The sequence below is a fragment of the Curtobacterium sp. BRD11 genome (genome assembly GCF_031844345.1).
Taxonomy (GTDB): Bacteria; Actinomycetota; Actinomycetes; order Actinomycetales; family Microbacteriaceae; genus Curtobacterium.
In genome coordinates, this window is record NZ_JAUZUZ010000001.1 from 339,308 (window position 1) to 359,187 (window position 19,880).

Consider the following 19,880-nt stretch of genomic DNA (forward strand, 5'->3'; position numbering starts at 1 on the left):
ACCCGCACCGAACCGAGGAGGCCCCTGCATGGACATCGTCGTACACGAGGCGACAGACGACACCGCCGTGCTCGAGTGCAGCGGACGACTCAACATGGTGAGCGCGGGAGCCTTCCGCGAGACCGTGGCGAAGGTCGTCGAGGGCGGGCGCTCGCGTCTGGTCGTCGAGCTCTCCGGCGTCGAGTTCATGGACTCGTCCGGACTGGGCGCCCTGGTCGGCTGCCTGAAGACCGCGCGCCAGGCCGGGGGAGACCTGCGGCTCGCCGCCCCCTCCGAGCAGGTGCAGATGGTGCTCAAGCTCTCCAACATCGACAAGATCCTGCGGACGTACCCGGACGGGGACGCCGCGGTGACGAACTGGGCATGACCGTGGCCACCGGCGAGCACGTCCTCGACCTCGCCTGCCCGCCCGACGACGTCACGGCGGTGCACACGTTCCTGTCCTCGGTGTGGGCACACGAGCCCGAGCTGTCCCTCGAGGACCGCATGGCGCTCGAACTCGCCCTCGTCGAGCTCGCCTCGAACGTCATCGAGCACGGAGCCGGCGGTCGTCCGGTGTCCTGCTCGCTCCGGATGGACGTCGGCCCGGACGAGGTCACGGTGTCGCTGTCCGACGACGGTGTGCCGGTCCTGGTCGACCCGTCGGCGGCGCACCTGCCGGACGCGCTGGCCGAGGGCGGCCGCGGGCTCGCGCTCGTGCAGATGGTCGTCGACGACCTGCGCTACGAGCGGGTCGACGACCGGAACCGATGGGTCGTCCGGCGCGGCCGCCGCTGACCGGCCGCCGCTGACCGGTCTCCGCGTCCGGCCCGCGCATCATCCGTTTCCCGCACGGGAGGAGCCGGTCCGCGCACCCCGGGACGGTGCGCATGCGGGACCGGCGATGTCGTGCCACGCTCGGTCCGGTGACGACCGAGACGCGCGCTGACACCCGGATGCGCTACGAAGCCGTGGGGACCGACCTCGGCGCGGCGCTCCAGCTCTTCTCGGACGCGTACGACGGCGCGCACTTCGCTGCGCGCCACACCGCGCGGTCGTTCGGGTACCGCTTCAAGGCGGTCGGTGACGCGTCGATGTCGTTCCGGTCGACCCACTTCGACGCGCACGCGACGGGTGAGGCGTCCTCCGGCGACGACTACGCCGTCATGTGGACGACCGACGGCGGAGGCACGGTCGACGTCGGTCGGGACGAGGCGTCCTTCGCTCCCGGGCACGCGCTCGTGTTCCCGGCAGGTCGGCCCTTCGTCTTCGAGGTCGAGGACGTCCGGCAGAACCTCGTGCACTTCGACCGGAGGTTCCTCGAGGGCATCGCGGCCGAGGAGCACGGCGGGCAGGCGGGCGCCATCGTCTTCGACCACACCGCGAGACCGCACGCCGAGGACCTGCGGGTGTGGAACGCACAGGTCCGACGGGCCGCGCAGGTCGTCCTCGGCCCCGCGGCTCCCTCACCGCTCGTCATGGCCGAGACCGCCCGCGAGACCGCACTCGCGATGCTGCGGACCTTCCCGCACGAGCAGATCGCGCCCGAGGTCCCGATGCCGCAGGGTGCGACGAGCCGGGTCCGCGACGCGGTCGAGTACATGCACGCCTACGCGCACACCCCGATCACGACCACCGACGTGGCCGAACACGTCGGACTCAGCGTCCGCGGGCTGCAGCAGGCGTTCCAGCGGCAGGTCGGGACCGCCCCGAACGCCATGCTCCGTGGCATCCGGATGGATCGTGTCCGCGAGGAGCTCCACCGGGGCACCCCGGGGGAGCTCACGGTCGCCGCGGTCGCGGTCCGGTGGGGCTTCGCGCACCTCGGTCGGTTCTCGGCTGCCTACTCGGCGCGGTTCGGCGAGTACCCGCGCGACACCCTGCACAGCTGACGGCCGTCGCCGCCAGGGCTGCCCGCTCCGCTGCCCGGATGCCCGCTACGCTGCCCGGATGGAGGAGCAGCTGCGCCCGGCGGACCGGCACCCCTGGGTCGTCGTCCCGGGCATCTGGGGGTCTGACCCCGAGCACTGGCAGTCCCGCTGGCAGGACGAGCGCGCCGACGGTGCGGTACGCATCGCCCCGAGGTCCTGGTCGGACCCGGAGCCCGGCGACTGGAGCCGGGCGATCACCGAGGCCGTCGACGCCTGCTCCCGGCCGCCGGTGCTCGTCGCGCACAGCCTGGGCGTCCTGGCGGTGGCCGACTGGTTGGCGGAGCACGTCGTCGACGGCGCTCACGAGCGGGTCGTCGGCGCGTTCCTGGTGGCACCCCCGGACCCCGGGGCGCCGGTGTTCCCCGCCGAGGCTGCCGGCTTCCACGCTCCGCGCCGACCCGTCGCGGTACCGACCGTGCTCGTGGTCAGCGACGACGACCCGTACTGCTCCGTCGACCGAGCCGTCGCGTTCGCCGGCGCGCTCGGGTCCCGGGTGGTCCGGGTGGGGGACCGGCAGCACGTGAACGTCGCGAGCGGTGTCGGTGCCTGGGACGAGGGTCGGCGCCTGCTCGACGACTTCGCGGAGTCGCTCCCGAGGGCCTGACACGCCGCTCATCTCCGACCCGGTACGTCACGTCCGAGAGTGCGGGATGCGCGACACACCGCGGATCTCCCCGCATCCGGCACGCGTGATATCTATCCTGCGTCACATGGAGACCCAGCCCGGTGCGCGCACCCCCCTCGTCGACCCGTTCGGTCGCGAGCTCGAGGAGTGGCTCCGAGACGTCCCGGCCACCCGTACGCCGTACCTGGCGGACCTCGTGGTGCCGCCGGTCACGGGTCCGGTGCAGCGCCCGGTGACCACGGACGCCGTCGCCGAGCCCGCCGTGCCCGTCGGCCCTGGTGCGGCTGCTGCCGAGCCCGAGCCCGAGCCCGAGTCGGCGTCGGACGCACCCGCACCCGCGCTCGTACCCGCCGCTGCCGCGCCCGCCGCCGAGCACTCGGAGCCCACCGCCTTCCGTCGTCGTGACCGTGCACGACACGTGGCGGCCTGCGCCCCGTCGTTCCCCGAGCCGCCCGCCCGGATCGCCCTGCGCATCGAGGACCTGGCGGTCGAGGTCTCCGCCACGAGCGGCCGCACCACGATCGACCGCATCGTGCTGCTCGAGGACGAGGTCCGCCGCCGCGACGAGGACCTCGCGCGCCTCGCCGCCTGGGAGGCCACCGTCGCCCACCTCGACGACGCCGAGGTCGACGCCGCGCGCGCGTTCGCCCGCGCCGTCTTCGCGGACCTGCTCGCCGACGCAGCGGACGAGGTCGCGCGCCGTGATCGTGCCGCCGCCCGACGCGCCGCCACAGCACCGGTGCCGACGCCGGTGCGTGCAGCAGCCGCCCCGCGCGCCGCCGCACCCCGGACCGACGTCGCGACCCCGACGCGACCCGTCCAGCGGGCCACGACCGCACCGACCACGACCGGGGTCCTCGCGACCACGGGCTCGGGTGCCGTCGACGCTGCGGCGACCACCCCGGGCCGCGAGCTGCCGGTCCGGCCGGTGCTGGGCCTCCCGGTCGGCTCGCCCCTGTCGGCCGCGACCCGGCCCGCTCCGCTCGTCCAGCCGGCCACCGGGCCCACCGTCATCGACCGGGCTGCCTTCGCGGCCGCGCTGACCGCGCACACCGGTGCGACGGCGAGCACGCCGGTCGTGCTGCCCGAGGCGGTGGCCCTGCCCGCGAGCGAGACCACGGCGAGCCACGACGACGAGCACGCGCCGACGACGGACAGCACCGGACCCGGCTGGTGGGCGCGCCTCGTGGCACGTCTGCGGTCCCTGTTCGGTCGCCGCTGAGCGACCCGGACCCCGCCTGTTGCTCGGTAGACTGACGGGATGCCGACGCTCCGCGAACTCCAGGCCGTGATCGAGGACCTGTGGCCCTCCGCCGGCGCCGAGTCCTGGGATGCCGTGGGGCTCGTCTCCGGGCACCCGGACCAGCCGGTCGAGCACGTCCACCTCGCCGTCGACGCCGTGCCGGCCACGGCAGACGAGGCGGTCGCCGTGGGTGCCGACCTGCTCCTCACCCACCACCCGCTCCTGCTCCGCGGCGTCACCACGATCGACGAGACGACCGCCAAGGGACGGGTCCTCGCGACGCTCGTGCGGGGCGGGACCGCCCTGCTGGCCGCGCACACGAACGCCGACGTCGTGACGACCGGTACCTCGGCCGTGCTCGCGGACCGACTGGGCCTCTCCGAGCAGCGGCCGCTCGAGCCGGGCGCCGATCCCGGCGCAGGCATTGGTCGTGTCGGGGTCCTGCCGTACGGGACCACCCTGGGCGCGCTCGCCCGGCAGCTCGTCGACCTCCTGCCGCCGACGGCCACCGGGGTCCGGGTCTCGGGCGACTTCGACCGGCCCGTCCGCACGGTCGCGCTGTGCGCCGGGGCCGGCGACGCCTACCTCGGCAACGCCGCGGTCCGCACCGCCGACGTCTACGTCACGAGCGACCTCCGGCACCACCCCGCCTCGGAGTTCCGCGAGCAGGCCCTGCTCGTCGACGGCCCGGCGCTGGTGGACACCTCGCACTGGGCGACCGAGTGGCTCTGGCTCGACGTCGCCGCCGAGCAGCTCAGACGACTCGCCGGCGTCCGCGTGACCGTCAGCGACCGGCGCACCGACCCCTGGGACTTCGCCGTCCTGCCCGCGGCCGAGCCGACAGCCGGACCGACCGCTGCGGACGGCTCCGGCTCGACCGGCACCGCCGCTCCCACCCCCGCCCCCGAAGGAGACCGACCGTGAAGGCAGCACCCGAGGACCAGGTCGTCCTCCTCGACCTCCAGCGCCTCGACAACGACGTGACCCGTCTGTCGCACCGCATCACCGCCCTGCAGAAGGGCGACCGGCTCACGGAGCTCGGCACGACCGCCGCCTCGTTGCGCGCCGAACTCGCCGCCGCGACCGGCCAGGTCGAGGACGCCGAACGGGAACGCACACGCCTCGAGTCGGACACCGCGACGGCGCAGGCCCGCATCGAGCGCGACACGACGATGCTGCAGAACGTCTCCAGCGCGAAGGACGCCGCCGGGCTCGAGAGCGAGATGGAGTCCCTCCGTCGCCGCATCGGCGACCTGGAGACCGCCGAGCTCGAGGTGATGGAGCAGCTCGACGTGCACCGCGCTCGCGTCGGGGACATCGAGGCGAAGCTCGCCGGGGTCGAGGCGGACCGTGCCACCCTGGTCGCGGAACGTGACTCCGAGATCGCCCGTGCCGAGGCCGACCGCGAGTCGGCGGTCCAGAGCCGTGCGGCCGTCGCCACGAAGGTGCCCGCGGACCTGCTGGCGCTGTACGACCGGCAGCGTGCGCGCTACGGCTTCGGTGCGTCGCTGCTGCAGGGCGGGGTCTCGACCGCCTCGGGCGTGACCCTCACGAACTCGGACCTGCAGGACATCCGTCGGGCCGCGCCCGACGACGTCGTGCTCTGCCCCGACAGCGACGCGATCCTGGTGCGCACGGCCGAGTCCGGCCTGTAGACGCGGGACCACCGGACGGGAGGCTCGTGGCGACACCGCCACGAGCCTCCCGTCCGTCGTCGGTGGGGACGCGCGGGGCGCGCTCGTGGTGTCGTGTGTGCGAACGGGCCGGCCGTACGCCGGGTTCTGTCCCGCTCTCGCGGTGACGGCCATCTCTCTCGGACCGACGTTGCCGCCGGCCTCCAGCGGTCCACCCGAGGACTCAGCGAGCAGCCTCGTCGTCCTCTGTCTGACCTTGCTCCGGGCGAGGTTTACCGAGCGGATCCGGTCACCCGGACCCCTGGTGGTCTCTTACACCACCGTTTCACCCTTACCGACGTCGCCGCCGGCGGTCTGCTTTCTGTGGCACTGTCTCGCGGATTGCTCCGGGTGGGTGTTACCCACCGCCCTGCTCTGTGGAGCCCGGACGTTCCTCGGCACTCCCGGGGGAGTGACGCGACCGTCTCACCGACCCGTTCGCACCCCCGAGTCTACCGCTGCCGACCCCCGTCCCGCGCCCGCCTGCTGCCGACGGTTCCGGCGTCCGGCCTCCTCGTGCCCCGCCGTCGTTCGCCGAGCGGGCCAGATCTGTCACGCTCGACGCTGACACCCGACCGATCGCACCCGGTCGTCGGAGCACGCGCGGCATGTCCTGCCCGCTCGCCGGACAGCCGGAGCCGGCCGCCGGCGGACGGGCAGGAGCAGCGCTGCCGGCAGCGCCGCCTACTTGCTGCGCGCCGCCAGGGTCGCTGCCCCGATGATGCCGGCGTTGTTCCGGAGGGTCGCGGGGATGATGTCCGCCTGCAGGTCGAGCAGCGGCAGGAACTCCTCGTGGTGCTTCGACACACCGCCGCCGACCACGAAGAGCTCGGGGGAGAGCAGGGCCTCGAGCGTCGAGTAGTACTTCTGCAGGCGCTTCGCCCAGTGCTTCCAGGACAGCTCGTCCCGCTCCTTGGCCGCGAACGAGGCCTTCGTCTCGGCGTCGTGCCCGTCGATCTCCAGGTGGCCGAGCTCGGAGTTGACGATGAGCACGCCGTCGTTGATCAGCGCCGTGCCGATCCCGGTGCCCAGGGTCGTGACGACCACGAGCCCGTCCTTGCCCTTCGCGGCGCCGAACTGCTGCTCGGCGAACCCGGCGGCGTCGGCGTCGTTGACGAAGTGGATGGAGCGACCGAGCTCCTTCTCGAAGAGCGCCTCGGCCTCGAAGCCGATCCACTTCTTCGACACGTTCGCAGCCGACATGGTCTTGCCGTCACGGACGATCGCGGGGAAGCAGACCCCGACGGGCACGTCCGCCGCCGGAGCGAGTTCGTCGAGGATCGACTTCGCGACCGCGACGATGTCGTGCGGCTTGCCGCCCTCGGGGGTGGCCTTCTTGATCCGGTCGGTCGTGAGCTCGCCGGTGGCGACGTCGACGATCGCGCCCTTGATGCCCGTACCGCCGATGTCGACGCCGACTGCGAGGGAGGTCATGAGAAGCGGTGCCTTTCGAGAGTGTCCGTCAGGAGACGGTGAGGAGTTCCGCGCCGCGCTCGGTGACGACGAGGGTGTGTTCGAACTGTGCGGTCCAGGACTTGTCGCGGGTGCTGACGGTCCAGTCGTCCGACCAGATGTCGGCCTCGATGCCGCCGAGCGTGAGCATGGGCTCGATGGTGAACACCATGCCCGGCTCCATGACGTCGTCGAAGCGCGGCGCGTCGTAGTGGGGGATGATCAGCCCGGAGTGGAAGGCACGACCGACGCCGTGACCGGTGTAGTCACGGACGACGCCGTAGCCGAAGCGCTTCGCGTAGGCCTCGATCGCTCGTCCGATGACGTTGACCTGCCGTCCGGGGGCCACGGCCTTGATCCCGCGCTCGAGCGCGGTGCGGGTGCGATCGACCAGGTCCTGCACCTCCTGCGACGCCTGCCCGACGACGAACGTGCGGTTCGTGTCGCCGTGCATGCCGTCCTTGTAGGCGGTGATGTCGATGTTGACCAGGTCACCCTCCTGCAGCACGGTGTCGTCCGGGATGCCGTGGCAGATGACCTCGTTCAGGCTCGAGCAGAGCGACTTGGGGTACCCGCGGTAGCCGAGCGTGGAGGGGTAGGCCCCGTGGGACACGACGAACTCGTGGCCGATGCGGTCGAGCTCGTCGGTGGTGACCCCGGGGCGGATGGCGTCCCCGACGGCGTCGATGGCCTGCGAGGCGATGCGTCCCGCGGCCCGGATCAGCTCGACCTCGTCCGGCGTGTACGTGTCACCGAGTCCGTGCTCGTGGGGCTCGACGCGCCCGACGTACTCGGGACGCTCGATGTCCTTCGGCACGGGGCGCTGGGGGGAGATCCGGCCGGCGGTCAGGTGTCCGTGTTCGTCCCGGGGCATGCCGACCACTCTAACCGGGTGCGGCAGGCCGCCGTCCCGCCGCACGCCGGCGCCGAGACGCCGGCGGCCGCGCGAGACGCCCCGCACGTGCGCGAGGCGCGGCACGTGCGGGAGACACCGGCGTCGGTGCGAGACGCCTCGCCGGTGCCGGGACGCCGCGCCGACCGACACGTGCGCGAGCCGCCCTCGCCGGTGCGAGACGCCCCGTCCGTGCCGAGACGCCGCGAGATCCGGCGGCGTCTCGCGGCGCCGAGGGCGTCCGGCGGTGACGCCGGCGTCTCGCGGCGCCGCGCGGGGCACCGGCAACGTCCCGGCTCGAACCCGCCCTCAGGACCGCCCGCCCAGCGCCCCGCGCCCCACGCGACGGCCTGGAGGCGCGGTGCCGGCCCGCCGGACCGGCACCGCGCCTCCAGGCCGGTCGCCGCCACCGCCCGGCCGGGCCCGCGCCCGTCCTCCGGTCCGCCGGTCCGCCGGTCCGCGAGCCCCGCGAGTCTCGAGCTGAGCGACCGATCGCGCGCCCCGGTGCCCGAGGACCGTCGCCCAGCCCGAGACCCGGCTGCGGGCCCCGCGCCCGCCGCGCGCGGGCACCGCCCGACCACCGTGGGTACGGTGGCGCCATGAGCGACGAACGCATCGAGTCCCAGTGGTGGTTCAACGAGAAGACGCACGAGGTGGAGCAGGGCCCGCAGTCGCCGCAGCGCGACCGCATCGGCCCGTTCGACACCCGCGAGGACGCGCAACACGCCCTGGACCGCATCAAGGCGAACAACGAGCGCTGGGACGACGCGGACCAATAGGCTGGGAGCCCCAGCAGCACCACGGAAAGGGCGTCCATGGACAAGCAGACGGACTTCGTGCTCCGCACCATCGAGGAGCGGGGCATCAAGTTCATCCGACTCTGGTTCACCGACGTCATCGGCACGCTGAAGTCCGTCGCGATCGCCCCGGCCGAGGTCGAGGGGGCCTTCGCGGAGGGCATCGGGTTCGACGGCTCCGCGATCGAGGGCCTCACGCGCTCCTACGAGGCCGACGTCCTGGCGCACCCGGACCCCTCGACGTTCCAGATCCTGCCCTGGCGGGGCGAGGTCGACCCGACGGCGCGGATGTTCTGCGACATCACGACGCCCGACGGCCAGCCCGCCGTCGCCGACCCTCGCAACGTGCTGAAGCGGACGCTGGCGAAGGCGAGTGATCGTGGGTTCACCTTCTACACGCACCCCGAGATCGAGTTCTACCTGCTGAAGAGCCGCGACTGGGCGGACGGCGGCCCGCAGCCCGTCGACCAGGCCGGCTACTTCGACAACGTCCCCGGCGGCAGCGCCCACGACTTCCGCCGCCGCTCGGTGCGCATGCTCGAGGACCTCGGCATCTCGGTGGAGTTCTCCCACCACGAGGCCGGCCCCGGGCAGAACGAGATCGACCTCCGCTACGCCGACGCGCTGACGATGGCGGACAACATCATGACCTTCCGCACGGTGGTGAAGGAGGTCGCGATCGAGCAGGGCGTCTACGCGACCTTCATGCCGAAGCCGCTGTCGGGGCAGCCCGGCTCCGGCATGCACACGCACGTCTCGCTCTTCGAGGGCGACCAGAACGCCTTCTACGAGGCCGGCGGCGAGTACCAGCTGTCGCAGACCGCGAAGCACTTCATCGCCGGTGTGCTGCGGCACGCGCCGGAGATCACCGCCGTGACGAACCAGTTCGTCAACTCGTACAAGCGCCTGTGGGGCGGTGACGAGGCCCCGTCCTTCGTGACCTGGGGCCACAACAACCGTTCGGCCCTGGTCCGCGTGCCGCTGTACAAGCCGAACAAGGGCCAGTCCGCCCGCGTCGAGTACCGCGGCATCGACTCCGCCGCGAACCCGTACCTGGCGTACTCGCTGCTCCTCGCGGCGGGCCTCAAGGGCATCGACGAGGGCTACGAGCTCCCGCCGGAGGCCGAGGACAACGTCTGGAGCCTGTCCGACGCCGAGCGCAAGGCCCTCGGCTACAAGCAGCTCCCGGCCAGCCTCGACCACGCGCTCGGTCTGATGGAGGACTCGGAGCTCGTCGCCGAGACCCTGGGCGAGCAGGTCTTCAACTTCGTGCTGCTCAACAAGCGGCAGGAGTGGAAGGCCTACCGCGACCAGGTCACGCCGTTCGAGCTCCGCACGAACCTCGGCGCGCTCTAGCAGCCGCCCGGTGCGCCACCCATGACCGGTCGGACGAAGACGTCCCGTTCCGAGATGGCCCGCCTGGGCTTCGCGGAGCTGTCGGAGAGCCTGGAGCGGATCGCCGGCCTGGAGGCCCGGTTCGGCCCCGACCTACGGGTGCCGGTCGCCGACGCCCCGGCCCTGTGGGAGTCCACGGCCGATCCCGACGGTGCGCTCCGGCTGCTCGAGCGGCTCCTCGAGCGTGCGCCGGACGAGCTGCGGCCGGTCCTGGCGGACCGGGCGGCCACCGAGCGGCTCGTCCGGTTGCTCGGTGCGTCGACGGGGCTCGGGGAGTTCCTCCACCGTCGTCCGGCGGAGATCGCGCTGCTGCTCGAGCCGGTCACCCCGCCGTGGTCGCAGGAGGCGTACACGGAGTCGCTGGCCGACGCGGTCGCGGACGCCACCGGTGAGGACGCCCGCCTCCGGCTGCGGGTGCGCTACCGGCGGCACCTGGCGCAGATCGCCCTGTTCGACGTGCTGCACCCCGCCCCGACCGAGGCGTTCCCGGCGGTCGCCGCGGGGCTCGCCGACCTGGCCGGCGCGGCGCTCGAGGCGGCGGTCGCCGTCGCCCGGCGCGAGGTCCCGTTCCCCGCCGCCGACGTCGAGGCCACCCCGCTCGCCGTGATCGGCATGGGGAAGGCCGGCGCACGCGAGCTCAACTACGTCAGCGACGTCGACGTCATCTTCGTCACCGAGTCGACCCGTGACGACGAGACCGGCTCCGGCGTCGGAACCGACCGCGCCGTCCTCATCGCGACGCGGCTGGCGATCGCGGCGACGCACGCCATCACCGACCTCGCGGCCGAACCGGCACTGTGGGAGGTCGACGCCAACCTGCGGCCGGAGGGCAAGGACGGCGCGCTCGTCCGGACGCTCGACTCGCACGTGGCGTACTACGAGCGCTGGGCGAAGGGGTGGGAGTTCCAGGCGCTGCTCAAGGCGCGGCCGATCGCCGGCAGTCGGGACCTGGGGGAGCGCTACGCCGCAGCGGTCGCCCCGTTCGTCTGGAGTTCCGCCGGCCGGCCCGGGTTCGTCGAGTCGGTGCAGCGGATGCGGGAACGCGTCACCGAGCACATCCCGGACGACGAGGTCGACCGGCAGATCAAGCTCGGGCCGGGCGGGCTGCGTGACGTCGAGTTCACCGTGCAGCTCCTGCAGCTCGTGCACGGCCGCGACGACGACACCGTGCGGGTCCGCTCGACGCTCGAGGCGATGGACGCCCTGGCCGCCGCCGGGTACGTGGGCCGACCCGAGGCCGCACGCTTCGGCCCCGACTACGCCCTGCTGCGCCTCCTCGAGCACCGCATCCAGCTCCGACGACTGCAGCGCACGCACCTCATGCCCTCCGACGAGGACGAGCTCCGGGTGCTCGCACGCTCGACCGGGCTCGCGACCTCGGCGTCGGCGCTCGAGCAGCGGTGGCGCGGCGTGAAGCTCGAGGTCCGCGGGCTCCACGAGCGGCTCTTCTACCGACCGCTGCTCTCGGCGGTGGCCGCGACCGACGGTGACATCGTCCTGACGAACGACCAGGCGGCCGACCGCCTCGGCGCGATCGGCTTCGCGGACCCCTCGGGCGCGCTCGGCCACATCCGCGCGCTCACGCAGGGCACGAGCCGGCGGGCCGCGATCCAGCGCAACCTGCTCCCCGTGCTCCTGCGGTGGATGGCCGAGGGGCCGGCTCCGGACCGGGCGCTCCTGGCGTTCCGGCGCCTCAGCGACACGCTGGGGGAGTCGAGCTGGTTCCTCCGCATGCTCCGCGACTCGTCGGGCGCCGCGCACTCCCTGACGACCGTGCTGTCCGAGTCGGCGTTCCTCGCCGGGTTGCTCGAGCGCTTCCCCGAAGCGGTCGCGTGGCTCGACGAACCGGAGACGCTCCTCCGGCCCCGACCGCTGGCGTCCCTGCTCGCCGAACACGCCGCGACGACCGCCCGACACGGTGACGACGTCGACGGTGCCGCCGCCCTCGTCCGGTCCGCCCGACGTCGCGAGACGCTCCGGCTCGGCATGGCCGCAGTGCTGGGCCACCTCGACGTGGACGCACTCGGTCCGGCGCTGTCCGACGTCTCCGAGGCGACCCTGACCGGAGCGCTCACCCTCGCGCGGCGGGACGCTCCCGAGGGCCTCGCGTTCGGCATCGTCGCGATGGGACGCTTCGGTGGCCGGGAGCTCGGCTTCGGGTCCGACGCCGACGTGCTCTACGTGTACCGGGCGCCGGAGGGCCTCGAGTCGGAGCAGGCCTCGCGGGCGGCGCAGCGCATCGTCCGTGAGCTGTCGCGGCTGACCGACGACGCCATCCACCCGTTCGAGCTCGACATCGACCTGCGTCCGGAGGGGAAGAACGGACCGGTGGTGCGGACGCTCGAGTCGTACGGCGCGTACTACGCCCGGTGGTCGTTGACGTGGGAGGCGCAGGCACTCCTCCGGGCCCGTGGTGCCGTCGGCGACGACGGACTCCTGCGGGACTTCGAGCACCTGGCGGACCGGACCCGGTACCCGGAGCACATCGACGAGCAGGCGGTCCGCGAGGTCCGGCGCATCAAGGCCCGCGTCGAGTCCGAGCGGCTGCCACGCGGAGCCGACCCAGCGCGGCACCTGAAGCTCGGCCGCGGGTCCCTCAGCGACGTGGAGTGGTTCGTGCAGCTGCTGCAGCTGCAGCACGCGACGACGGTGCCCGGGCTCCGGACCACCTCGACGCTCGAGGCGCTCGACGCCGCCACCGCCGCCGGGCTCGTCGCGGCGGAGGACGCCGACCGCCTCGGCGCCGCCTGGCGCTTCGCGTCCCGCACCCGGAGCGCCCTCGTGCTCTGGTCCGGGAAGACGACCGACGTGCTGCCCGTCGACCGGGTGCAGCTCGAGGGCATCGCGCGCCTGATGGAGTACCCGCCCGGATCGGCGTCCCGGCTCGAGGACGACTACCTCGGCGTCACACGGCGCGCTCGCCAGGTCTTCGAGCGGGAGTTCTACGGCGCCTGAGGGTGGGGCGACACGCCCGGACCGACGTCCGCGGGGGAACGTGACACGTCGTCGTCGATGAATTCCTGATGTCGTCCGCCGTCCCCCGACGGCTGCCGCGCTGTACCCCGACCGGCACGGGCCCACCCGTCGTGACCGGACCGTGATCGGGGGCTGCGGACCGGGGCAGCAGCGGCCCCGACCAGGCACCCCCCGGACGGGGGTACGTGCCCTTCGACCTGGGGTTTCCTACACTGAGTAGCCCCGCCTCCCGGGCCGTCATCGGCTGCTGTTGCGCTCCGGACGGCGGTGGACCGGTCCACATTCCTGCTGTCAGCAGCAGTGCGGACAGCCGCGGTCTGCCGCGAGGGGGACTGCGTTGTACCCCGTGACCTCCTGGAAACACCCCCGGACAGGGGTCGCGTTGCGGTGGCACCCAGCTTCTGCCTCAATGGGCTCACCCGAACCGCCCACGGTTCCTCGATGAAGCGGAATCCCCACCTCGAACGTTGAAGCAGGGATCGATGTTCACCTTCATTCTGCAGATCCGGCAGATGGTCGAAGGGCACCCCGAGTTCTACCTGTTCGCCGTGTACTCCGCGGTGATCTGGTTGCTCTGGCTGCTCAAGGTCGTCCTGTCCGCCCGCTACCGCCCCTACACCGGCACCTTCGTCGGGACGACCAGCGTGGTCGTCCCCGTCGTCGACGAGCCGATCGACCTCTTCCGTGACGTGATCGGCCGCATGGTCGAGCAGGGGCCGGGCGAGATCATCGTCGTCATCAACGGCGCGAGGAACGAGGCGCTGGAGCAGGTCTGCGACGAGTTCGCCCCGCTCGTCCGCTGGACCCACACGCCGATCCCGGGCAAGCGCAACGCCGTCAAGGTCGGCACCGAGATGTCGACGGGCGACATCACCGTGCTCGTCGACTCGGACACGGTGTGGACCCCGGGGACGCTCTCCGAGCTGCTCAAGCCCTTCGCCGACGAGTCCGTCGGCGGGGTCACCACCCGCCAGCGCATCCTCGAGCCGACGCGCTCGTGGATCACCCGGTGGGCCGACTGGCTCGAGAACTCGCGGGCGCTCTACTCGATGCCGGCGCAGAGCGTGCTCGGCCAGATCGGGTGCCTGCCCGGGCGCACCATCGCCTTCCGCCGGAACATCCTCGCCCGTGTCATGGACCGGTTCATGCACGAGGAGTTCATGGGCGTCTTCCTCGAGGTGTCCGACGACCGCACCCTGACGAACCTGACCCTCAAGGAGGGCTACCGGACCGTCTACCAGTACACGTCGCTGGTCTACACGGACGCACCGCTGCAGGTGAAGAAGCTGTTCAAGCAGCAACTGCGCTGGGCCCGCGGCTCGCAGTACAACACGCTGCGCATGCTCCCGTGGATGCTCGGTCACGCGCCGATCCTGGCGGTGTTCTTCCTCACCGACATCATCCTGCCGTTCATGCTCTTCGGCGTGATCGCCGGCTGGATCTACCGCGCGGTGACCGGGCAGGGCGAGAACCTGTACCAGGGCATCCTGCAGCAGTACGGCTTCTCGACGGGCTTCGTCTACGTCGCCGGGCTCATGGTCGTCTCCAGCGTGCTGAGCATGGCGGTCCGCCAGATGCGCCACCTCGCCGAGAAGCCGAGCGACTTCTTCCGGCTGCCGATGTTCATCATCGTGTCGACGTTCTTCCTCATGCCGATCCGGCTCATCGGCTTCTTCCGACTGGCGCACGCGTCCGGGTGGGGGACCCGCGCCGGGGCGTACGCCGGTGGTCCGATGGAGGAGGACCCGGCGGCCGCCGTCCAGCCGACCGCCACCGGCACGCCGGTCAGCCCGGTCGACGCCGGGCTGCCACCGGCGGACCGCACCGACGTCGCCCGGTCCCGGGTCGACGTCGGCGACCAGGCCGCGGCCGACCGCGCGTTCGACGAGCTCTTCGGCGCCGACGCCACGACCAACTCGACCGCGACGGTCCTCGCCACCCGGCGATCGGCGGCGGCGGCCGCTGCGGCCCCCGCCGCGCCTGTCCGTCCGGCGTCGGCGAAGGCCCGCCGTCGCAACCCGTACGCCGCGATCCCGTACCTCATCGGGTTCGCGATCCTCGCACTGGAGGCGTTCCTCATTGTCTGACCTCATCCGTTCCACCAGCACGTGGTGGGCCCAGTCGAGCAAGCACGCCCGTCGCACCGCGATCGGTACGGTCGCGATCGTCCTGGTGCTCGGCCTGATCACCTGGACCGTGTGGGTGTCGCCGGCCGGCCCGGTGTCGAGCGCGGTGCAGACCGCCCTCGGCGTCACCCCGCCGAAGGCGAAGCAGCCCACCGCCGCCGAACTCAGCGCGAAGCTCGACGCGGCGCAGCAGACCATCTGGAAGCTCGAGGGCAAGCTCGACTCCTCGGGAGCGCAGGCCGGGTCGCGGGCCGAGGAGATCACCCGCCTGAAGGCGCAGATCGCCTCGCTGCAGTCCGACCTCGGCGCTGCGACGAGCGGCGGCAAGGCGTCCGCCGGGGGGGCGGGCCCGGCGGGTTCCTCCGGCGGGTCCGGTCCGAGCGGGAGCGCTGCGGGGACGGCCGCCGGCGACTCCGACTCCGGCGCCGGCTCGGGCGGGGGCTCCGACTCCGGTTCGGGCGCGGGCTCGGGCTCGGGCTCGGGCGCCTCCGACGGGCAGGGCGGGACCGCGGGCCCGTCGAAGGACCCGGTCGCGTCCGAACCGATCACGACCCCGACCAAGGCGCAGATCCTCGGTCAGCAGTCCCGCTGGTACGGGCTCTACACGACGCAGTCGCCCTTCAACTGGGCCGAGTACGACCGCGTCTCGCAGGAGGTCGGCCGGGCCACGAACATGGTGGGCTACTTCCAGGGGTTCGACCAGGACTTCAATGCCAGCGCCGTCCAGCGGTCGTGGGCGAACGGCCGCCTGCCGATGATGACGTGGGAGACCGTGCCCGCGAAGACCGGGAACGACCAGCCGTACGTCGCGGGCTACACGAACCAGGACATCGTCTCCGGGAAGTTCGACGACTACCTCGCGTCCTACGCGAGGGCGCTGAAGGCGAACGGGATGCCCGTCGTCATCCGCCTCGACCACGAGATGAACGGCCAGTGGTACAACTGGTCCGAGGGGTCGAAGCAGCAGAACGCGCCGGGGTCGTACGTCGCCATGTGGCAGCACGTGCACGACGTCTTCCAGGCCAACGGAGCGAACGACTACGTCATCTGGAACTGGTCGCCGTCGCGCATCGACAAGCTCGGCAACCCGAAGTACCAGACGCTCGACTACATGCGGCAGTACTACCCGGGCGCCGACTACGTCGACTGGGTCGGCATGAGCGGCTACTACCGCACGGCCACCGAGCAGCCCACCTTCCAGAACACCTTCGGAGCGACCCTCGCGCAGCTCCGGCAGGTCGCGCCGGGCAAGCACGTCCTGCTCAACGAGATCGGCGCCACCGAGACCGGCGGCAGCGTCTCGGACAGCCAGAAGTCGCAGTGGATCGACTCGCTCTTCGACGCCCTCGCCGACCCCGCCAACCGCGACGTCATCGGCTTCGCGTACTTCAGCCAGGTGGCCACCACCATCGTCGACGGCGCCCGCACCACGAACGACTGGCGCCTCGACTCCCGCGCCGACAGCCTGGCGACCTTCGCCGAGGGCATCGCCCGCACCGACACCGACTACGACCTGCAGGAGGTCAAGCAGTGACCGCTCAGAAGAAGACCGACGCCGCCGACGTGCGGCCGGCTCCCGTCATCAGTGTCATCGGCACCGGATACCTCGGCGCCACCCACGCGGCCGCCATGGCCGAGATGGGCTTCGAGACCATCGGCGTGGACGTCGACCCCGCGAAGCTCGCCGCCCTGTCCGCCGGCGAGGTGCCGTTCTACGAGCCCGGCCTGCCCGAGCTCATCACGAAGCACGTCGCCACCGGGAAGCTCCGGTTCACCGCCGACCTGGCCGAGGCCGTCGCCGCCGCGGACGTCCACTTCGTCTGCGTCGGGACGCCGCAGAAGGCCGGGTCGCACGCTGCGAACCTGACCTACGTCGAGGCCGCCACCCGCGGTGTCGCGGAGCACCTCACCCACCCGGGGCTCATCGTCGGCAAGTCCACGGTGCCCGTCGGGACGGCGGAGCGACTGCGCGGGATCGTTCGCGAGTTCAGCCCGTCCGGCATCCAGGCGGAGCTCGTCTGGAACCCGGAGTTCCTCCGCGAGGGCAAGGCCGTCGACGACACCTTGCACCCCGACCGTCTGGTCTGGGGCGGCGCGTCGGCGGCGGCGGACGCGGTGATCCGCGAGGTCTACGCGGTACCGATCGCCGAGGGCACGCCGGTCATCACGACGGACCTCGCGACCGCCGAGCTCGTGAAGGTCAGCGCGAACGCGTTCCTCGCGACGAAGATCTCCTTCATCAACGCGATCTCCGAGATGTGCGCCATCACCGGTGCCGACGTCACCACGCTCGCCGACGCTCTCGGGCACGACGTCCGCATCGGGCGCAAGTTCCTGAACGCCGGGCTCGGCTTCGGCGGCGGCTGCCTGCCGAAGGACATCCGTGCGCTCATGCACCGTGCGAACGAGATCGGCGCCGGTCGGGTCGTCGGACTGATGCAGCAGGTCGACGAGATCAACATGGGGCAGCGCGAACGGGTCATCGACATGACGATCGAGGCGCTCGGGGGTTCCGTGCTGAACCGCCGCGTGGCCGTGGTCGGAGCCGCGTTCAAGCCCCTCACCGACGACGTCCGGGACTCGCCGGCGCTCAACGTCGCTGCGGCGCTGCACCTCCGCGGCGCGCAGGTCACGCTGTGGGACCCGGAGGCGAACGAGACCGCTCGTCGCTCCTTCCCGACGCTGTCCTACGCGGCGACGAAGGAGGACGCGGTCGAGGGTGCGGACGTGGTGCTCGTCCTGACGGAGTGGGACGAGATCGTGCAGGCGTCGCCGGTGTCGCTCGGCGGCATCGTCGGCCGTCGCACCGTCATCGACGCCCGCAACTGCCTCCCGGTCGCCGACTGGGTCGAGGCCGGGTGGTCCGTCCGCTCCCTGGGGCGGCCCACACCGGTCGCGAGCTCGGCCGTGAGCGTGGCGGCGGGGTCGAACGACGTGCTGGCCGCAGCGCGCTAGTCGTCACCGCGCAGGAGCGGGGTCTGTGCCGGGGGCGGCAGGGACCCCGCTCCTGTGTGTCCGGGCGTACCTCGTCCTTCCGGGCGTACCTGGTCCTTCCGGGCGTGGCTGGTCCCTCCGGGCGTACCTGCTCCTTCCGGGCGCGCCTGGTCCTTCCGGGCGTACCAGGTGGTTCGTTCCGACCAGATACGCCCGTTCCCGCCCGCCATCGCGCGCGTCACGGGAAGGAACGGGCGCACAGCAGGCGACTGTCTGGAGGCCCGGTGTCGGTCCGCCGGACCGGCACCGGGCCTCCAGGCGGTCACCACGACGGCACGACGCGCCCCGCACGCAGAAGGCCCCGCACCGGAACCGGTGCGGGGCCTTCGTGGTGTCAGCGCAGATCAGACGCCGAAGTACAGCTCGTACTCGAACGGGTGCGGACGCTGCGCGAGCGGGAGGATCTCGTTCTCACGCTTGTAGTCGATCCACGTCTGGATGAGGTCCTCGGTGAAGACGTTGCCCTTCGTGAGGAACTCGTGGTCCGCCTCGAGCGCCTCGAGCGCCTCGTCGAGGGAGCCCGGCACCTGCGGGATGCCCTTGGCCTCCTCCGGCGGGAGCTCGTACAGGTCCTTGTCCACCGGCTCGTGCGGCTCGATGCGGTTCTGGATGCCGTCGAGGCCGGCCATCAGCTGCGCAGCGAAGGCGAGGTACGGGTTGCCCGAGGCGTCCGGCGCGCGGAACTCGATGCGCTTCGCCTTCGGGTTCGTGCCCGTGATCGGGATGCGGATCGCGGCGGAGCGGTTGCCGGCCGAGTAGACCAGGTTGACCGGAGCCTCGAACCCCTTGACCAGACGGTGGTAGGAGTTGATCGACGGGTTCGTGAAGGCGAGCAGCGCCGGGGCGTGCTTCAGGATGCCACCGATGTACCAGCGCGCGACGTCCGAGAGGCCGCCGTAGCCGTTCTCGTCGTAGAACAGCGGCTTGCCGTCGCTCCAGAGCGACTGGTGGGTGTGCATGCCCGAGCCGTTGTCGCCGAACAGCGGCTTCGGCATGAACGTGGCGACCTTGCCCCACTGGTCGGCCGTGTTCTTGACGATGTACTTGAACTTCAGGATGTCGTCCGCGGCGTGGACCATCGTGTCGAACTTGTAGTTGATCTCCTGCTGGCCGCCGGTGCCCACCTCGTGGTGCGAGCGCTCGAGCTCGAAGCCCGCCTCGATCAGCTTGAGCGTGATGTCGTCGCGCAGGTCGGCCGTCTTGTCGACGGGGGAGACCGGGAAGTACCCGCCCTTGTAGGGGGTCTTGTTGGCGAGGTTGCCGCCCTCTTCCTCGCGGCCGGTGTTCCAGGCGCCCTCTTCCGAGTCGACCGAGTAGAACGACTTGTTCTGGGTCACCGAGTAGCGGACGTCGTCGAAGATGTAGAACTCGGCCTCGGGCGCGAAGAACGCGGTGTCCGCGATGCCCGTCGATGCGAGGTACTTCTCGGCCTTCTTCGCCACCTGGCGCGGGTCGCGGCCGTAGATCTCGCCGTTCCGCGGGTTGTAGATGTCGAAGATCATGATCAGCGTGCGCTCGGCGCGGAACTGGTCGATGTACGCCGTCGTCACGTCCGGGATGAGCTGCATGTCCGACTCGTGGATCGACGCGAAGCCGCGGATCGAGGAGCCGTCGAAGAGCTGTCCGACCGAGAAGAAGTCCTCGTCGACCGTCGACGCCGGGATGTTGAAGTGCTGCTGGACACCGGGCAGGTCCGTGAAGCGGATGTCGAGGAACTTGACGTCCGTGTCCTTGATGAAGGCGAGCACCTCGGAGGAATCGCTGAACATGTGTGTCGATCTCCTGGGGGGTAGGTGA

Annotated in this window: 16 protein-coding genes and 1 other RNA gene; 13 read left to right on the top strand and 4 right to left on the bottom strand. The window is 71.9% G+C overall.

Annotation, left to right across the window (positions count from 1 at the left end; all coding sequences use genetic code 11):
* Positions 1-28 precede the first annotated feature (28 nt).
* The 7 genes from Q9R28_RS01520 (at position 29) to Q9R28_RS01550 (ending at position 5,433) form a co-directional block, all read left to right on the top strand.
* Positions 29-367, top strand: a complete 339-nt coding sequence (locus Q9R28_RS01520; RefSeq protein WP_066654011.1) for an STAS domain-containing protein — start codon at positions 29-31, stop codon at positions 365-367.
* Positions 364-777, top strand: a complete 414-nt coding sequence (locus Q9R28_RS01525; RefSeq protein ID WP_066654013.1) for an ATP-binding protein — start codon at positions 364-366, stop codon at positions 775-777. Before Q9R28_RS01520 ends, Q9R28_RS01525 begins: the two co-directional genes overlap by 4 nt.
* A 128-nt stretch (positions 778-905) precedes the next feature.
* Complete coding sequence (locus Q9R28_RS01530) at positions 906-1,871, top strand: AraC family transcriptional regulator (protein ID WP_311205334.1); 966 nt, start codon at positions 906-908, stop codon at positions 1,869-1,871.
* A 58-nt stretch (positions 1,872-1,929) separates the two neighbouring features.
* Positions 1,930-2,514, top strand: coding sequence for an alpha/beta hydrolase (locus Q9R28_RS01535; protein WP_311205335.1), 585 nt, complete (start codon positions 1,930-1,932; stop codon positions 2,512-2,514).
* 106 nt (positions 2,515-2,620) lie between these two features.
* Positions 2,621-3,757 (top strand): hypothetical protein, encoded by a 1,137-nt coding sequence (locus Q9R28_RS01540; RefSeq protein ID WP_311205336.1) that lies wholly within the window; start codon positions 2,621-2,623, stop codon positions 3,755-3,757.
* A 39-nt stretch (positions 3,758-3,796) separates the two neighbouring features.
* Positions 3,797-4,702: a Nif3-like dinuclear metal center hexameric protein gene (locus tag Q9R28_RS01545; RefSeq protein WP_311205337.1), complete on the top strand. Its 906-nt coding sequence runs from the start codon at positions 3,797-3,799 to the stop codon at positions 4,700-4,702.
* On the top strand, positions 4,699-5,433 hold the full coding sequence (locus Q9R28_RS01550; protein WP_066654022.1) for a zinc ribbon domain-containing protein: 735 nt from the start codon (positions 4,699-4,701) through the stop codon (positions 5,431-5,433). Before Q9R28_RS01545 ends, Q9R28_RS01550 begins: the two co-directional genes overlap by 4 nt.
* A 99-nt stretch (positions 5,434-5,532) precedes the next feature.
* Here the strand turns inward: Q9R28_RS01550 and rnpB are convergent.
* The 3 genes from rnpB to map all read right to left on the bottom strand — a co-directional run bounded on the left by rnpB (position 5,533) and on the right by map (position 7,777).
* An RNA gene (gene rnpB, locus Q9R28_RS01555) (RNase P RNA component class A) lies at positions 5,533-5,889 on the bottom strand.
* Between the two features lie 246 nt (positions 5,890-6,135).
* Positions 6,136-6,885, bottom strand: a complete 750-nt coding sequence (gene ppgK, locus Q9R28_RS01560) for a polyphosphate--glucose phosphotransferase (RefSeq protein ID WP_066654024.1) — start codon at positions 6,883-6,885, stop codon at positions 6,136-6,138.
* Between the two features lie 28 nt (positions 6,886-6,913).
* On the bottom strand, positions 6,914-7,777 hold the full coding sequence (gene map / locus Q9R28_RS01565) for a type I methionyl aminopeptidase (RefSeq protein ID WP_066658125.1): 864 nt from the start codon (positions 7,775-7,777) through the stop codon (positions 6,914-6,916).
* 617 nt (positions 7,778-8,394) lie between these two features.
* Between map and Q9R28_RS01570 the strand changes: the two genes are divergently transcribed.
* The 6 genes from Q9R28_RS01570 to Q9R28_RS01595 all read left to right on the top strand — a co-directional run bounded on the left by Q9R28_RS01570 (position 8,395) and on the right by Q9R28_RS01595 (position 18,044).
* Positions 8,395-8,574, top strand: a complete 180-nt coding sequence (locus Q9R28_RS01570; RefSeq protein WP_066654026.1) for an SPOR domain-containing protein — start codon at positions 8,395-8,397, stop codon at positions 8,572-8,574.
* Positions 8,575-8,610: 36 nt separating this feature from the next.
* Positions 8,611-9,948 (top strand): type I glutamate--ammonia ligase, encoded by a 1,338-nt coding sequence (gene glnA / locus Q9R28_RS01575; RefSeq protein WP_066654028.1) that lies wholly within the window; start codon positions 8,611-8,613, stop codon positions 9,946-9,948.
* Positions 9,949-9,969: 21 nt separating this feature from the next.
* Positions 9,970-12,942 (top strand): bifunctional [glutamine synthetase] adenylyltransferase/[glutamine synthetase]-adenylyl-L-tyrosine phosphorylase, encoded by a 2,973-nt coding sequence (locus Q9R28_RS01580; RefSeq protein ID WP_066654030.1) that lies wholly within the window; start codon positions 9,970-9,972, stop codon positions 12,940-12,942.
* A 503-nt stretch (positions 12,943-13,445) separates the two neighbouring features.
* Entirely contained in the window at positions 13,446-15,050 is a 1,605-nt protein-coding gene (locus tag Q9R28_RS01585; RefSeq protein ID WP_209682879.1) for a glycosyltransferase family 2 protein, read from the top strand.
* Positions 15,043-16,623: a glycosyl hydrolase gene (locus Q9R28_RS01590; RefSeq protein ID WP_311205338.1), complete on the top strand. Its 1,581-nt coding sequence runs from the start codon at positions 15,043-15,045 to the stop codon at positions 16,621-16,623. The genes Q9R28_RS01585 and Q9R28_RS01590 overlap by 8 nt, the downstream gene beginning before the upstream one ends.
* Positions 16,620-18,044: a UDP-glucose/GDP-mannose dehydrogenase family protein gene (locus Q9R28_RS01595; RefSeq protein ID WP_311205339.1), complete on the top strand. Its 1,425-nt coding sequence runs from the start codon at positions 16,620-16,622 to the stop codon at positions 18,042-18,044. Before Q9R28_RS01590 ends, Q9R28_RS01595 begins: the two co-directional genes overlap by 4 nt.
* 383 nt (positions 18,045-18,427) lie before the next feature.
* On the opposite strand, the gene glnA (Q9R28_RS01600) is transcribed toward Q9R28_RS01595, so the two are convergent.
* Positions 18,428-19,852 carry a type I glutamate--ammonia ligase gene (gene glnA, locus Q9R28_RS01600; RefSeq protein ID WP_111225920.1) on the bottom strand — a complete coding sequence of 475 codons (1,425 nt, stop codon included), beginning with the start codon at positions 19,850-19,852 and terminating at the stop codon, positions 18,428-18,430.
* Positions 19,853-19,880 lie beyond the last annotated feature (28 nt).

Coding starts and splice junctions, on each gene's coding strand:
- Q9R28_RS01545 (WP_311205337.1), top strand. CDS start 3,797: ATGCCGACGCTCCGCGAACTCCAGGCCGTGATCGAGGACCTGTGGCCC.
- Q9R28_RS01585 (WP_209682879.1), top strand. CDS start 13,446: ATGTTCACCTTCATTCTGCAGATCCGGCAGATGGTCGAAGGGCACCCC.
- glnA (WP_111225920.1), bottom strand. CDS start 19,852: ATGTTCAGCGATTCCTCCGAGGTGCTCGCCTTCATCAAGGACACGGAC.
- Q9R28_RS01535 (WP_311205335.1), top strand. CDS start 1,930: ATGGAGGAGCAGCTGCGCCCGGCGGACCGGCACCCCTGGGTCGTCGTC.
- Q9R28_RS01580 (WP_066654030.1), top strand. CDS start 9,970: ATGACCGGTCGGACGAAGACGTCCCGTTCCGAGATGGCCCGCCTGGGC.
- Q9R28_RS01540 (WP_311205336.1), top strand. CDS start 2,621: ATGGAGACCCAGCCCGGTGCGCGCACCCCCCTCGTCGACCCGTTCGGT.
- Q9R28_RS01525 (WP_066654013.1), top strand. CDS start 364: ATGACCGTGGCCACCGGCGAGCACGTCCTCGACCTCGCCTGCCCGCCC.
- Q9R28_RS01520 (WP_066654011.1), top strand. CDS start 29: ATGGACATCGTCGTACACGAGGCGACAGACGACACCGCCGTGCTCGAG.
- ppgK (WP_066654024.1), bottom strand. CDS start 6,885: ATGACCTCCCTCGCAGTCGGCGTCGACATCGGCGGTACGGGCATCAAG.
- map (WP_066658125.1), bottom strand. CDS start 7,777: ATGCCCCGGGACGAACACGGACACCTGACCGCCGGCCGGATCTCCCCC.
- Q9R28_RS01570 (WP_066654026.1), top strand. CDS start 8,395: ATGAGCGACGAACGCATCGAGTCCCAGTGGTGGTTCAACGAGAAGACG.
- glnA (WP_066654028.1), top strand. CDS start 8,611: ATGGACAAGCAGACGGACTTCGTGCTCCGCACCATCGAGGAGCGGGGC.